Below are 14,695 nucleotides of genomic sequence, written 5' to 3' on the forward strand. Positions count from 1 at the left end.
CGGTGTAGCGTGCAGGAAGAATGACAGCCTGAGGGGGCAGCGCTTGAACCTTACCGACTCCGTCACCGCCGTGCGTCCGGAACCCGGGGACCTCGGCCGGGGGCGTCCATGAACGCCAAACGGCAGGCGCAACCGCTGACGTTGTTCTGGAAACTCATGATCACCCTCTCCGCCGTGGTCGGCGTGGGCACCTGCGCGGGTCTTTGGCTCATTTACACGCACTTCCTTATGGCGACCCCCGGGACCATGGAAGTGCTGGGGCGGCAGTTGACCAAGAGCGATGCCATCCCGGCCATGCAGGACGAGGACGGGGAGGCGGTGATCGGCGAGACCCGGAGGCTGGCCTCCTACGAGTCCATGACCTACTACGCGGCACCGGCCAGGACCTCCGGCGTCGCATGCCTGGTGGGGAAGTATGACTTGGACCAGGTGTCCTACTGGGAGGCCTGCGACTACATCCCCGACGGCCGGGACATCCTGGCGGAGGTGCAGGACCCCGATGGCAGGGAGATTCTCTTTGTACCTGACCAGTTCGACCACGGTCCGATGGAACGGGACGGCTGGGTCACCCTGCATCGGAACCTGCTGGTCATGCCCTTAGTGGAACCGCCGCAGCCTCAGGCTCCCGAACTGCTCACCCGCAACGCAACGTTGCAGAAGGCCGGTTAGACGCGGTTATCCCAGCGCGTCCGCGAACCAGCCGGTGATGGTCGCGGGGTGCGTTATCGCCGTACCCACAACCACCGCGAAGGCGCCGGCGTCGAGGGCCTGCCGGGCCTGGGCCGGCGAATGGATGCGCCCCTCGGCGATCAGCGGAGCGCCGAACCCTGCTGCTGCAATGTCCGCCAGCAACGCCAGGTCCGGGCCTTGGGTCTTGGGGCGGCCGCCGGTGTACCCGGCCAGTGTGGTGCCGATGAGGTCCGCGCCGGCGTCAACGGCGGCCGCGGCGTCCTCCAGTGATGCGCAGTCGGCCATGACCAAGGCATGGGATTCCTTGCGGATCCCCGTAACGGTCTGCGCAAGCGTCAGCCCGTCCGGCCGGTCACGGCGGGTCCCGTCCACTGCCACCACATGGGCGCCGGCGCTGGCCACGGCCAGGGCGTGCCGGAGTGTGGGAGTGATGAAGACGCCGTCGTGCCCGTCCTTCCAGAGTCCAATGACCGGAACCTCGACGGCGGAGCGGGTGTGCTGGATATCGGCCAGGCCTTGCACACGTACTGCTGCGGCCCCGCCGAGCACAGCCGAGGCTGTCACTTGCGCGGTGGTGCGGGGATCCCGCATCGGTTCGCCGGGATACGCCTGGCAGGACACGATGAGCCGGCCCCGCAGGGATTCCAGGGTTTCGGGGGACAAGATCATGGTGTGCTTCCTTGGCTGGTGTGGAGTGGCGTGATGACCAGGCGGGCCGCGCCCACCATGGCTGCGGCGTTGCCCAAGGCAGCGGGTACCACCGGCAGGTCCGCCAGCGCCGGCAGCAGTTCGGACCGCAGGGCCACCCGCATGGGTTCCCACCACGGCTCCCCGGCATCGGACAAACCGCCGGAGACCACGACGATTTCGGGGTCGAAGATGTTGGCCAGGCCGCCCACAGCCTGGCCCGCAGCCGTGGCGGCGGTGCGGACTGCCGTGGCGGCCATGGTGTCGCCGTCGCCGGCCAAGGCGAAGACCCCGCGGGCATCGCGGGCGGGTGCAGTGCCGCCCAGGCGGAGGTAGGCCTCCAGGAGTGCAGGGCCGGAAGCGATCGCTTCGACGTGCCCTGATCCGCCGCAGACGCATGCCAGGGCCGCGCCCCCGTGGTAGGCGTGCGGTGAGGCGAAGTGGCCCACATGGCCGCCGGCATGGCGGTGTCCAAGGATGTGCCGGCCGTCCACCACGAAGCTGCCGCCCACACCGGTGCCGAACGCCACCAGCAGCGAACTTGTGGTCCCTGCGGCGGCACCCGTCCAGGCTTCACCGAGGGCATGGGCGTGGACATCGTTCACCGCCCGGACGGACGACGCCGGCAGACCCAGCCGTGCGGCCAGGCCTTCGGTCAGTGCCGTCCCGGCCCAGCCCAGGATGGCGTCCGTAGCGGAGACCACCACCCCGCGGGTGGAATCGATGACGCCGGCCGAGCCGACACCAACCCCAGTGACGGCCAGGCCCTCTTTTTGAGCCCGGCCAATCAGTGCGGAAACCAGCGCAGCAGTGGCATCGAGGATGGCGGCCCCGCCGTCGCGGTTCAGCGTGGGGACGGTCTCCGAAAACAAGACCTCCCCGGCTGCGGAAACAACTCCCGCAGCAGTCTTGGTACCCCCAAGATCAACACCAACGGCATGCATAACCAGGGTTCTACACCAGGCCGTTGCGTTCGAGGATGACCTTGATCGCCGTGGTCTCTTCTTCGTTCAACGCCTGCATCGGCGCGCTCATGGTGTTGGATTCGATGACGCCCATGATCTGCAGCGCCGTCTTGAAGGCGCCCAACCCGGCCGCCCCTCCGGAAACGCGTCCCTTGGGGGTGTAGACGATCTCGAAGAGGTCGGCCAGGCGGTCTTGTTCGGCGGCGGCTTTCGCCCAGTCGCCGGAAACTGCAGCGTCCACCAGGTTTCGGTAGCCGCGGGGGTCCACGTTGCCAAGGCCCGGAACCACGCCCTGTGCCCCGCCGAGCAGTGCGCCGTCCACCACGACTTCGTGTCCGGTGAAAATGTCGAAGTTGTCGATGTCCCGGGCCGCCAGCAGCAGCTGGCGGAAGGAGACGTCGTCCCCGGAGGAGTCCTTGACGCCGGCGATGACGCCGTCGCGGCCCAGCCGGACCAGCAGGTCGGTGGGGAGCTTGAAGTGGGTGCGGACGGGGACGTCGTAAGCGAAGACCGGGGAATCAACGGCTGCATGGATGCTGCGGAAGTGCGTTTCGGTTTCCTCGGCGTTGCCGATCGCGTAGTACATGGAGGTGACCACGAGGGCATCCGCGCCAAGGTCCACCATCCGCTTGGCTTCCTCGATGACTCGGTTGGTGGTCTGTTCGTTGGCGCCCACGATCAAGGGCACGGAGCCGGCGTTGGCCTCGGCGATGGTGTTGACCACCTGTGCGCGTTCCGCGTTGGTCATGTACGGCACCTCCGCTGAGGAGCCCAGGACGAAGAGCCCGGACACGCCGCCGTCGAGCAGGTGCTTGGTGAGGTTCTGCAGCGAGGCGGTGTCAATGCTGCCGTCTGCGTGGCGGGGGGTGACGACAGGGGGGATGACGCCCGAGAACTGGGAAGACACGGAAAACTCCAATGCGTGGTTGTAAGAGGTGGGAATGAAAATTTCAGGTGTGCAGCAAACTGGGTGCGGCACCGAGGAGTTTGCGGGTGTAGTCGTTTCGGGGGGTGTCGAACACCTGGGCCGCCGGTCCTTCCTCCACGATTTCGCCGAAGTACATGACGCAGATGCGGTCGGAAACGTAGCGGACGGTCTGGATGTCGTGGGAGATGAACACCATGCCCAGGTTCAGTTGGGTCTTCAGGTCCGAGAGCAGGTTCAGGACCTGGGCACGGACGGACACATCCAGCGCTGAGGTGGGTTCATCGGCAACGATGATGTCCGGATCGAGGGCCAGGGCCCTGGCGATGGCCACGCGCTGGCGTTGCCCGCCGGAAACCTGCGACGGCGTCACTTCCGCCGCGGAGGCGGGCAGGCCTACCAGCGCCAGGAGTTCCTTGACCTTGGCGGCGCGGGACGCTGCGTTCCCGATGCCGTGGATCTGGAGCGGGTCCGTCAGGATGTCCTGGATGGTCATGCGCGGGTTCAGTGCCGTGGCGGGGTCCTGGAAGACTACGGAGACGGCGCGGCCAAACTCCTTCCGCATGGCGGCGTTGCGCCTGATGGCCGGTTTGCCGTGGAACAGCACCTGGCCGGACGTGGGCGCTTGCAGGCCCACCAAGACCGAGGCCAGGGTGGACTTGCCGCAGCCGGATTCGCCCACGATGCCCACCGTCTCGCCGCGGCTGATGGTGAAGTCAACGCCGTTGACGGCCTTGACGATATTGGGCCGGAAGAGGCCGCCGGCCCTTGCACGGTGGTGGACCTTCACGTCCTTGAGCTCGATGACCGGTTTGCCGGTGGATACGCTCACTTGGCGTCCTCCTTAAGGTGGCTGGCCCAGTAATGGTCGGAGTCCCCGCCCACGGCGGTGAGGACCAGTGCCTGGTTGGGGTCTGCATCGCTGCGGAGGGACCGGGGTGCGAAGCGGTCGCCGGGGGCGAAATCCTGTGGCGACGGCACTGTGCCGGGGATCTGGTGCAGGCGGACAGCGTCGGCTTCGACGGAGAGCACGGCACCCAGCAGGCCCCGGGTGTACTCGTGTTTCGGGTTCTGCAGCAGCTCGGAAGCCCGGGCCGATTCAACCACCTGGCCGGCGTACATCACCGTAATCCGGTGGGCCAGGGAGGCCACCAGCGCCAGGTCATGGCTGACGAATACCATGGCGAAGCCCAGTTCCGCCCGCAGTTCGTTGAGCAGGTCCACCACTTGTTTCTGGACGGTGACGTCCAGTGCGGTGGTTGGTTCGTCAGCCACCACGATCTTGGGTGAGCGGGAGAGCGCCATGGCGATCAGGACGCGCTGGCGCTGGCCGCCGGAGAGCTCGTGCGGGTAGCTGGCCAGGGTGCGGACGGGGTCCAGCTTGACCATTTCCAGCAGTTCAGCCGGGGTCTTGCGTCCGCCGCGGCGGGTCAGCTGCGCCATCTGCTCCTTGATCTTCATGGACGGGTTAAGGGAACTGAGGGCGTCCTGGTAGACCATGGCGATCTGTTCGCCGCGGAGCCCCTGGTAAGCCTTGATATTGCTGTGGCCGGTATCAGGATCCAGCAGTTCCTTGCCATCGAACGTGATGGAACCGGTGATCTTCGCCGTTTTGGGAAGCAACCCCATGATGGCCAGAGAGGTGATGGACTTGCCGCAGCCGGATTCGCCCACCAGGCCCATGGTTTCACCCTCGCGGACGGTGAAGGAGACGTTGTCCACGATGGCTGTGTCGCCGAACCGGCCGGGGAACCGGATGGACAGGTTCTTCACCTCAAGGACGGTGCGGGCGTCCGCCGGAACCTGTGGCAGCCGGTCGATGCGGGTGGCCTCGACGGCGGCGAGGAGTTCCAACTCGCGGTCCAGCAGGGCGTGCGGGTTGGCGGCCGCCACACGGTGGTCGGTGAGCAGGGTGGAATGGGACAGCTCGCGCTCGCCGGCGCTGGTGGCTGAAGCCTCGCGGACGCCGTCGAGCTCATGCTGTTCCACTACGGACGGCTGGGCAACCGAGGTGGCCACCTCGGTGTCCACTGCGGCGACAGCCGCGCCCGCCACCGAAGCCGCAGCGCCGTCGTCGTCCTTCACCGCAGCTGCCTTGCGGAGCCGCGGGTTGACCATGGCGTCGGTGAGGCCTTCGGCCAGGATGTTCAGCGCCAGCACGGTGAGCAGGATGGTGAGGCCGGCAAAGGTGGTGGCCCACCAGCCGCCGGACAGGACGAGGTTGCGGCCGTAGGAGATCACGTTGCCCCAGGACGGGGCGGGGTCCTGCACACCGGCGCCCAGGAAGGACAGCGAGGCTTCGAGGATGATGGCGTCGGCCACCATCACCGTGGCAAACACCAGCACGGGGGCCGCGGTGTTGCGCACGATGTGCTTGGCAAGGATGTAGAAGCGGCCCGCACCGATGACCCGTTCCGCCCGGACGTAGTCCTCGCCGTACTGGGAGAGCACGTTGGCGCGGACCACCCGGGCCAGTTGCGGGGTGTAGATAATGGCGATGGCAACGATGATGGTGGGTACGGAGTTGCCGAACGCCGCCAGCAGGACCGCGGCCAGGGCGATGCCCGGGAACGCCATCAGGATGTCCATGAGGCGCATCAGGAGCTCGTTCACGGCCTTGCTGGACGTCGCCGCGAGCGAGCCCAGGAGCGCGCCGGCCAGGACAGCCAATGCCACGGCGCCCAGGCCGATCATCAGCGAGGACTGGGAACCGTAGAGCAGGCGGGAGAAGATGTCGCGGCCCAGGCGGTCGGTGCCGAAGAAGTGCTCGGCGCCGGGACGCGTGGCGGGTATGAAGGTTTCCAGCGGGTCGTGCGGTGCCAAGACCGGGGCGAAGACGGCTGCGAGGCCAATCACCAGCAGGAAGGAGAGAGCCAGGCGGGAGCTCCAGGGCAGGCCCTTGAAGCGAAGTCCGGGGGCGCTCAGACGTTCAGCGAGTTTGCTGCGCATGGGTCACACGGTCCTGATTCGGGGGTTGATGAGCAGGTAGAGGAGGTCCACGGCAATGTTCACCAGGACGAAGGTGACGGAGATGGTCAGGACCACGCCCTGCACCAGGTTCACGTCCAGGTTGGTGATGCCGTTGAGGATCAGCTGACCCATGCCGGGCAGCGCAAAGATCATTTCAATGACGACGGCGCCGCCCAGCAGGTAGCCGATCCGCAGTCCCAGCACGGTGACCGGGGTGACAAGGGCGTTGCGGAGCACGTTCCTGGAGACCACTTCCCGGTACGGGACGCCGTTGCCGATGGCGGTGCGGACATAGTCCCGGTCCAGCTCCTCCACCATGGAGGTGCGCACCACCCTGATGAGGGAAGCCGAGACCGGGATGCCGAGGGCCAGGGCGGGCAGGGCCATCGAGTTGAGCCAGCCGCCGAAGCCGGACTCCGGGGTGGCAATGCCGCCGGACGGGAACAGCGGGGCCGGGCCCAGGGCGAACCACTGGATCAGCAGGATGCCCAGCCAGAACGACGGCGTTGCCACCGCGGCGATGGAGAAGACCCGCACCAGCTGGTCCTGCCATTTGTCCCGGTACAGGGCACCGATGATGCCGAAGACCAGCGAGACCACGACGGCGATGATGACGCCCAGGAACGTCAGCTGCAGCGTCAGCGGGAAGGCTGAGCCGATCATGCTTGCCACGGATTTCGCCGGGGGAGTGGTGACTCCCAGGTCGAACTGGAGGAGCTTGCCGAGGAAGCGGATGTACTGCAGCAGCAAGGGGTCGTTCAGGCCGTTGGCCTGCCGGTACTGCTCTTTGGCTTCCTCGCTGGCCCCTTCGCCCAGGGCGCTGCTCGCCTGGTCGCCGGGTGCGGCCTGCAGGACGAGGAACACGAGCAAGGTGATGCCCAGGACCATCAGCGGCAGGGCTGCCAGCCGCCGGCCCAGGAGGCGCAATATCGTGGTCAATGTAGTCTCCGGTTGGTGTGGCTAGGCGGTGCGGCCCACACCAACGAAGGAAACTCCGGTGGTGGGAAGGGGCTTGAAGCCGCTGAGCTTCTTTGCATCCCAGGCGCTGGGAAGCTGGCGGTGGAACAGCGGGTAGAGGGGAACCTCTTCGGAGACCAGGTCCACGATCTGCCCGGTGAGCTTCTTGGCATCATCCTTGGACGACTGGCCGGCCTTGGCCATGAGGTCCACCAACTGGGCGCGCTCCGGGGCGGACCCCCAGTAGGCACGGTTTTTCATCCAGGTGTCGCCGGCGTAGAACCAGCTGAGCAGGAGGTCTGCGTCGTTGCCGAACACGGAGGGATCGCCGGGTGCGGCAACCACCTTGTAGTCGCCCTTGCCGACGCGGTCCGTGTACAGCGCGCCGGACTGCAGGTTCTTGAGCGTCACCTTGACGCCGGGGATCTTGTTCCAGGATTCCAGCATCAGGGGTGCCACATCCTTAACCCACGCTGTGTCCGTGGTGAGGAGTTCGAACTCCAGGCTGGAGACCCCGGCCTGCTTGAGGAGGTCTGCGGCCTTGTTGGGATCGTAGCTGTAGACGTTCTTTGCCTTGACGTAGTCCGGGTGGCCCTCCTGGAAGTAGGAGCTGGCTGGCTTGGCGTTGCCGAACAGTGCCTTCTTGATGATGGAGTCCTTGTCCAGGCCGTAGTGCAGGGCCTGCCGGACCAGCTTGTTGTCGAACGGCGCGGCGGAGCAGTTGAACATCAGGAACAGCAGGCCGAAGGACTGCACTGACTCAACGGTGGCCGCGGACTTGAGCCCTTCCATGTCCAGGTAGGGGACGTCCTCGATGGCCTGGACCCGGCCGGACTGCATGGCGGTGACGCGGGCTGCGGCGTCGGAGAGCAGCAGCCAGGTCATGCCCTTGGCCAGTGCCGGCATGGGGCCGTTGTAGGCCTGGTTCGCCTCGAAGATGATCTTGTCGTCCTTGGCGGCGGAGACCAGCTTGTAGGGGCCGGTTCCAACAGGCTTGGCGTCGAAGGCCTTCAGCTGGTCCGAGCCGGCCGGGAAGTTGGTGAGCGCCTTGGGCACCACCTTCACCACCGAGATGCGCGGCCCGAACCCCGGGAAGGCGTACTTCAAGGTGAATTCCACGGTCTTGGCATCGAGCGCCTTGACGTCCTGGATGAACGGGATGAACTGCGAGAAGAGGGACTTGTTCGCGGGATCCATGACCCGGGTGAAGGAGAACACCACGTCGTCGGCCGTGACCGGGGTGCCGTCGTGGAACGTTGCGCCCTCGCGGATGGCTACCTGGTAGGTGGTGGGGTTCACCATCTTGGGATCAGTTGCAGCCAGCGCATTGTAGGGCTCCCGGGTTGCCGGGTGGAGCTCGATCAGGCCCTCGAAGACATGGAGGTTGGCCGCCATGGGGGTGGCGCCGGAGGAGGAAATGGGATCGAAGCCGGTGGAGAGGGCGTAGGAGATGCCGGCCTCGATGGTGAGGTCCTTGTTGATGGGTGAGGTGTTGGTGGTTGCGTTGCTGGTGGTGGCTGCGGGTCCACCGCAGGCGGCCAGGGAGCTGGCGAAGGCTGCGGCGAGGCCCATGGCCCCGCCGAGTTTGAGGAAGTTCCGGCGGCTGGCGTCATTGACCAGCGGCAGGTTCTTGATGTTGTTCATTGGCCTCACCGTTCAGGAGATGTTTATCGGATGTAGGATGTCCTAGCTCGTATGGAAACTGTAAGTCCCATCACAGCCAGCGTCAAGTGGGCTAATGTTTCTTGCATTTACGCCTGGCCTGCCGCCAGACCCTTCGCGAATGGAGCTTCCTTGTCCCTGATTGTCGGCGCCTACCCCGCCCAGCCCGGCGAACTGCAGGAGCAGTTCTACCGGGGCCTTGCTGCCATTTCCCCGATCCGCGGACTCGAGCTTCCCTACGGCCCTTATGGCGGGACCGGCTGGCCCGCGGGGGCGCCGGAGGGCTGGTCCGCCGTGGTCACCGCCATTCCCGGGACCATGCAGCGGCTGGGCACCCATAAAGCGTTCGGGCTGGCCTCCGCTGATGCGGCGGGGCGGCGCGAAGCCCTCGACTTCGCGGCGGGTGTCCGGGACTATGCACTCCGGCTGCAGGATGCCGGGCATGAGGTGGAGGCTGTTGAACTGCATTCAGCACCCACCGGTGGCGCCTCCGCCCGCTGGTTCGAGGAATCCCTGAAGGAACTCCTGGGGTGGGACTGGGGACCAGCCCGCGTGCTGATTGAACACTGCGACGCCCCACGTCCCGGTGCCAGTCCGGAGAAAGGTTTCCTGACCTTTGCGGAGGAAGTGGACATCGCTGTTTCACTCAGGGACCAGGGCTGGGAGCAGGTGGGGGTGACGGTCAACTGGGCGCGCTCAGTCATCGAATCAGGCAACCCGGATACGGCCGTTGAGCACCTGTCCCTCGGCCGTGACGCAGGCGTCCTTGAGGGCCTGGTCTTTTCCGGCTGCTCGCCCGAGGAAACCGGCTTTGGCTATGCGTGGATCGATGCGCACCTCCCCGCCGTGGAGGTCCAGGGCGCCCCGCCCACCTCCGTGCTGAACCGCCGCCAAATTGACCGCTGCCTGGCGGCGGCGGGTCCACTCCCCATCCTTGGGTTCAAGATCGGGCTTGGTCCGGACGAGCTGTCGCCGGCGGACCGCGTGGAACGGCTCCGGCAGATGGCGGTCCTGGTGGGGGAGTAGCCGCTCAGGGCCCGGTGCTGTCAGCCACGGTGATGGTTCCCGTCGCCACGCCACAGCGGAAGGTCCGGGACAGCCGTTGCCTGCCGGCCCCAACCCTTGCTTCCACCGCAAAGGTAACTTCAAAGGCCTCCTCCTCCGCGTCCTCCGCCGTCACGGTGCAGGCGGGCGTGAAGTAGAGAACCTCCTGCCCCGGCAGCAGGTCGGTTGCCGGAAACGCCCCGGCTCCCGGCCCGTGCAGGCGGACGTCCCGGATGGTGTGACTGCCGTCATTCCGCGCCCTGCCGGTAAATGCCAGGATGTCCCCGGCCTTGTACCCGGGAGTGGGCGGGCCGTAGTTCAGGTCCTGCGCCTCCCGTGTGCCCAGGACCTGGACCTGGTCCGGGGAATAGGCCTGGCCGATCTCCTTCCACGACTCGGCACCCCAGCCCTCCCCGCCGGACGCCATCACATGGAACTCCCCGGCGTTCTTCCACACGGCCGGAAGCCCCGGCGTAATGGACCGCAACTCCATGTCGAAGACCAGGCCCGGCTCCGCTGGCGGCAGGCCGCCGTCGGGCGCTGCTGCACCCGGTGACGAAAGCTGGCTGGTGAGCTGCTCCGGCGGCACCGACGCGAAGACGATCTCCCGGTAGCCCTGGCGCTCGTACAGCACGCCGATGTTGCCGTCCGGCAGGCGGGTGGCCGTGGAGTAGGCCGAGCTGCCCGGGCAAAGGACCAGCTTGGCGGGCCAGGTGGCGCCATCGTCGGCCGACAGGCTCAGGACGGTGTTGCGGCGCAGGTTGGGATCATGGTTGTTGGTGGCCAGCAGCCAGGAATCCGTGGCCGGTGTTGCAAGGCCGGTGACGGACGGCAGACCGTCGAAGCGGGCCAGTGAACCGTTGTCGCTGGGGTCGGGGAGGTCCGGGACCGGAACTGGCATACTCCAGGTGTGGCCGCCGTCCTCGGAAACGGCGGCAAGGCGGTGCGGCGTAGCCCGGCCGTGGAGGAGCAGCCTGCCGTCACTGAGGGCGGCCACCTTGTTCTCGTTGGGGGCCGCGCCGTCGGCCGTTCCTTCAATCAGCTGCCCCAGTTGCCAGGTGCCACCGTGGTCGTCGCTGTAGGCCGAGGCAGCCATGATCCTGCCCCCGCTCAACACCACGTACTGCTGCACCAGCCGCCCCCGGTACGGGCCGCAGTGGATCTGGATCCCCTGCCCGGCCGCGGCGAAGATCCCCGTGATCTCCCGCCCGCTGCCTGACTTAAGGGCTGCCGTGATGCGCCGGTGCTGCCAGGTGAGGCCGTCGTCGTCGGACATGCTGACATCGCAATGCTGGACCTGGTGGTCGTCGTGGTCCATTCCCGCTGTGGCCTCGAAGAAACCGGCGCGGGTCCCGGCGGCGTGGAAGACGAAGATCCGTCCGGTCTCTGCGTCGACCAGCAGGCTGGGGTCCCCGAAGCCCTCCAGCCCGGTGCCGCTCCGCACCACCTCCTGGCCACTCCAGGTGCGCCCGCTGTCCGTGCTGCGCCGGATCAGCAGGTCAATCGGACTTGGAAGGTCATCCAAATTGGGCCGGCCGTCGTAGGCCGCGAGCAGCGTCCCCTTGCTGGTCACAGCGAGGGCGGGAATCCGGTACTGCCGGTAGCCGCTGCGGCCGCGGGCTGCCAGGACATGCTCGACGGCGGGCCGGGCGGAGGGAATGGCAGGCAGGAGATGGGATGTCACATCTACAGCATAGCTACCCCTGGCTTTGTGATCGCAGGCGCACTAGCTTGGTAGGACGTCGTACGTAGTAGGAGCAATGTATTGATGATCCCGGACGGCGACGCCCTGCCGAGAGCCGCACTGCCGCGGCATCCAGAAAGGTCAGTCCCTTTGCCATATTTCCAAAGACACAGCACACCCCTGACACTGTGCAGAACCGCCGGGGCGGCTGCCCTTGCACTGGCACTGCTTGCCGGAGGCGTTGCGGCGCAGGCCGCGCCCATTCCTTCCAACAGCCCCACCAGCCCGCCCGGAAACTTCCAGGAAGCCAACCTGGGGGCAGGCCGCACCGCAGACAACTTCTTCTACCGCATCCCGGCACTGAGCTACCTCGGCAACGGCGTGGTCCTGGCGGCCTGGGACGGCAGGCCGGGAAGCTCCGCCGACGCGCCCAACCCCAACTCGATCGTCCAGCGGCGCAGCACTGACGGCGGGCGCACATGGGGGCCTGTGCAGGTGATTGCTGCAGGTCACGTGGCTGATGCCAGCGCGCCGAAATACGGCTACAGCGATCCCTCCTATGTCTACGACGCCGAGGCAGGCAAGGTCTTCGCGTTCTTCGTCTACTCAAAGGACCAAGGGTTCGGCGGCAGCCAGTTCGGCAATGATGACGCGGACCGCAACGTCATCTCCTCCGCCGTGATCGAGTCCTCCGACGGCGGCCTCACATGGAGCCGGCCGCGGCTCATCACCAACGTCACCAAGCCGGGCACCAGCACCACCAACCCGGTTGCAGGCGATGTCAGGTCCAACTTCGCATCCTCCGGCGAAGGCATCCAGCTCAAGTACGGCCCATACAAGGGCCGGCTGATCCAGCAGTACGCCGGTGACGTCCGCCAGGCCGATGGCACGAACAAGATCCAGGCGTACAGCGTCTATTCGGACGACCACGGTGCCACCTGGCATAAGGGCGCCAATGTGGGTGACCGGATGGATGAGAACAAGACCGTTGAGCTCTCCGACGGCAGGATCCTGCTGAATTCCCGGGACAACGCCAACCAGGGCTACCGGAAGGTGGCGGTTTCCAGCGACGGCGGGGCCACCTACGGTCCCGTCACCCAGGACACGGAGCTGCCGGACCCGGCCAACAACGGTTCCATCGCCCGCATGTTCCCCAACGCTGCCCCCGGCACCGCGGACGCCAGGAAGCTGGTCTTCACCAACGCCAATTCCAAGACCGCACGCGAAAACGTCTCCGCCCGCGTTCCTGCGACGACGGCGCCACCTGGCCCGGGGTGCGCACCATCCGTCCCGGTTTCTCGGCCTACTCCACCGTGACCCGGCTGGAGGATGGCAGGTTCGGCGTCCTCTACGAGGGGAACTACACGGACAACATGCAGTTCTCCACCTTCGACGACGCGTGGCTCAACTACGCCTGCGCGCCCCTCTCAGTGCCCGCCGTCACCACGGCGCCCGGTGCCACGCAGCAGGTGGCGGTCACGGTCACCAACCAGGAACCCACCACCCTGTCGGGCGCCACCGCCACTGTCTACACCCCCACTGGCTGGTCCGCCACCACGGTGCCCGTCCCCATCGTCGCCCCCGGCGCCTCGGCAACGATCAACGTCGCCCTGACCGCCGCGGCCACCGCGAGCGGGCCGCAAAACCTCAATGCTGCGTTGACGACGGCGGACGGCCGGGTCTCGCAATTCACGTTCACCGCCACCGTGCCGGCGGCACCGCAGGTGGGCCTCACCATCACGGGAACCGCACCCACCCGGGACGTGGCCGCCAACCCCTACACGGCCGGTGACGTGCTGGGTTATACCTTCACCGTCAAAAGCACAGCGAACGTGACGGCCAACTCGGTGCCGGTCTCGGGGAACTTCGACGCCGGCTTCCTGCCGCCGTCGGCCCCCAACTGCCGGTACAACAACCTGGCCGCCGGCGCCTCCTACAACTGCACCACGGCCAAGCACACGCTGACTGCACAGGACATCGAGCGCGGCTACTTCGTCCCCGAGACAACCTTCAGCGTCACGGCCAGCGCGACGCCGTCGCTCACCAAAACCGTTGCCTTCAGCGGGGCAGCGGTTCCGCTGCGGGACGGCCTGGTGTCCGCAGGCATCGTAGGCAGCCGCAACGACTCCGGCCGCGACCTCGCCACCCAGCCGTACGTCGCAGGCGAGGCGTTCCCCTACAGATTCGATGTCACCAACACCAGCCCGCTGGTGGAAAAGGTGGTCCCCACCGCCGGCAACTTCAGCCCGTTCCTGCCCGACGGGCCGGGCAACTGCCGCTACAGCGTCCTTCCCGCGGGACAGGCATATACCTGTGCCACACCCCGGCACACCGTGACGGCGGCCGAAGCGGACCAGGGATTCTTCGTCCCAAACACCGCCTGGGAGGTCAGTGCCGCGGGCCAGACCACGCGGACCTACGCCGTGGACGGCGGGGAAGTCGACCTGAAGGTCCGGGATGCGAAGCTTGACGGTACCGTTGCGGCGGAATGGACGGACATGGACGGCGACCGCTACGCCTCGGCCGGCGACGCCGTCACGTACACCTACACCTTGGGCAACGCAGGAAACGTGTCCCTGGACAACGTGAGCGCACCCGAGGCCGGAATCGCAGAGCCCCACCTGGCGGCCGGCGGCACCCTGACAGCCACCCGAAAGTACATGCTCACCGCCGCGGATGTCGCGGCCGGGAAGCTCGAACCCGTCACGTTCGCTGCGACCGCCAGCAACGGGACCAGGAGTGTCTCCGCCACTGTGACCGGGGGCGGCATCCAGTTGGACGTGCAGCCTGCGCAGCCGAATTCGGTTCCCACGCTTGCCGTGCAGGACCTCGACGGACAGGTTGCCCCCATGGACCTGGGTGCCGCGGAGAAGTACCGCAACGGCCAAAAGGTGGTCCTCACCGGGCTTGACTACGGCCAGTGGTACTACGTGTACCTGAACAAGCGCAGCTACGCGATCGGCTGGATCTTCCCCACGACGGACAACACAGTGGAATTCATCCTGCCGGCGGACGTGCAAAACGGCCGCGATGACGTGGTGGTGCTGGACAAGGACGGCAAGCAGGTCTCATTCGACCGGCTGCTGGTGACCCCCAAGGGGTAGGGCAGCA

General features: G+C 66.8%; 10 protein-coding genes and 1 pseudogene. 3 read left to right on the forward strand and 8 right to left on the reverse strand.

Annotation, left to right across the window (positions count from 1 at the left end; translation table 11 throughout):
* The first annotated feature begins 108 nt into the window (after positions 1-108).
* On the forward strand, positions 109-669 hold the full coding sequence (locus AB4Y79_RS14135) for a hypothetical protein (protein WP_441862927.1): 561 nt from the start codon (positions 109-111) through the stop codon (positions 667-669).
* 6 nt (positions 670-675) lie between these two features.
* Here AB4Y79_RS14135 and AB4Y79_RS14140 read toward each other — a convergent pair whose 3' ends face one another.
* The 7 genes from AB4Y79_RS14140 to AB4Y79_RS14170 are packed head-to-tail and all read right to left on the reverse strand — an operon-like array spanning position 676 to position 8,838.
* The gene (locus AB4Y79_RS14140) at positions 676-1,359 is read right to left on the reverse strand and encodes an N-acetylmannosamine-6-phosphate 2-epimerase (protein ID WP_441862929.1); all 684 of its coding nucleotides are present in this window, start codon (positions 1,357-1,359) and stop codon (positions 676-678) included.
* The gene (locus AB4Y79_RS14145; protein ID WP_441862931.1) at positions 1,356-2,321 is read right to left on the reverse strand and encodes an ROK family protein; all 966 of its coding nucleotides are present in this window, start codon (positions 2,319-2,321) and stop codon (positions 1,356-1,358) included. Before AB4Y79_RS14145 ends, AB4Y79_RS14140 begins: the two co-directional genes overlap by 4 nt.
* A 10-nt stretch (positions 2,322-2,331) precedes the next feature.
* Positions 2,332-3,249, reverse strand: coding sequence for a dihydrodipicolinate synthase family protein (locus AB4Y79_RS14150; RefSeq protein ID WP_441862933.1), 918 nt, complete (start codon positions 3,247-3,249; stop codon positions 2,332-2,334).
* A 43-nt stretch (positions 3,250-3,292) separates the two neighbouring features.
* Complete coding sequence (locus tag AB4Y79_RS14155; protein ID WP_441862936.1) at positions 3,293-4,099, reverse strand: ATP-binding cassette domain-containing protein; 807 nt, start codon at positions 4,097-4,099, stop codon at positions 3,293-3,295.
* Positions 4,096-6,216, reverse strand: coding sequence for a dipeptide/oligopeptide/nickel ABC transporter permease/ATP-binding protein (locus AB4Y79_RS14160; protein WP_441862938.1), 2,121 nt, complete (start codon positions 6,214-6,216; stop codon positions 4,096-4,098). The genes AB4Y79_RS14155 and AB4Y79_RS14160 overlap by 4 nt, the downstream gene beginning before the upstream one ends.
* 3 nt (positions 6,217-6,219) lie before the next feature.
* Entirely contained in the window at positions 6,220-7,176 is a 957-nt protein-coding gene (locus AB4Y79_RS14165; RefSeq protein ID WP_441862941.1) for an ABC transporter permease, read from the reverse strand.
* Between the two features lie 21 nt (positions 7,177-7,197).
* Complete coding sequence (locus AB4Y79_RS14170) at positions 7,198-8,838, reverse strand: ABC transporter substrate-binding protein (protein ID WP_441862944.1); 1,641 nt, start codon at positions 8,836-8,838, stop codon at positions 7,198-7,200.
* 150 nt (positions 8,839-8,988) lie between these two features.
* On the opposite strand from AB4Y79_RS14170, the gene AB4Y79_RS14175 reads away from it, so the two are divergent.
* A complete protein-coding gene (locus AB4Y79_RS14175; protein WP_441862947.1) occupies positions 8,989-9,882 on the forward strand; it encodes a DUF4862 family protein in 894 nt (297 codons plus the stop codon).
* 4 nt (positions 9,883-9,886) lie between these two features.
* Here the strand turns inward: AB4Y79_RS14175 and AB4Y79_RS14180 are convergent, their stop codons facing one another.
* The gene (locus tag AB4Y79_RS14180) at positions 9,887-11,584 is read right to left on the reverse strand and encodes a sialidase family protein (RefSeq protein WP_441862950.1); all 1,698 of its coding nucleotides are present in this window, start codon (positions 11,582-11,584) and stop codon (positions 9,887-9,889) included.
* A 180-nt stretch (positions 11,585-11,764) separates the two neighbouring features.
* Here AB4Y79_RS14180 and AB4Y79_RS14185 point away from each other — a divergent pair.
* Positions 11,765-14,688, forward strand: a pseudogene (locus tag AB4Y79_RS14185) (exo-alpha-sialidase).
* The last annotated feature ends 7 nt before the right edge of the window (positions 14,689-14,695 follow it).

This window comes from Pseudarthrobacter sp. YAF2, from assembly GCF_052113345.1.
Lineage (GTDB): Bacteria > Actinomycetota > Actinomycetes > Actinomycetales > Micrococcaceae > Arthrobacter.

Bases quoted from the DNA above. Each gene is read 5' to 3' on its own strand.
- AB4Y79_RS14135 (WP_441862927.1), top strand. From the start codon at position 109: ATGAACGCCAAACGGCAGGCGCAACCGCTGACGTTGTTCTGGAAACTC.
- AB4Y79_RS14140 (WP_441862929.1), bottom strand. From the start codon at position 1,359: ATGATCTTGTCCCCCGAAACCCTGGAATCCCTGCGGGGCCGGCTCATC.
- AB4Y79_RS14145 (WP_441862931.1), bottom strand. From the start codon at position 2,321: ATGCATGCCGTTGGTGTTGATCTTGGGGGTACCAAGACTGCTGCGGGA.
- AB4Y79_RS14160 (WP_441862938.1), bottom strand. From the start codon at position 6,216: ATGCGCAGCAAACTCGCTGAACGTCTGAGCGCCCCCGGACTTCGCTTC.
- AB4Y79_RS14170 (WP_441862944.1), bottom strand. From the start codon at position 8,838: ATGAACAACATCAAGAACCTGCCGCTGGTCAATGACGCCAGCCGCCGG.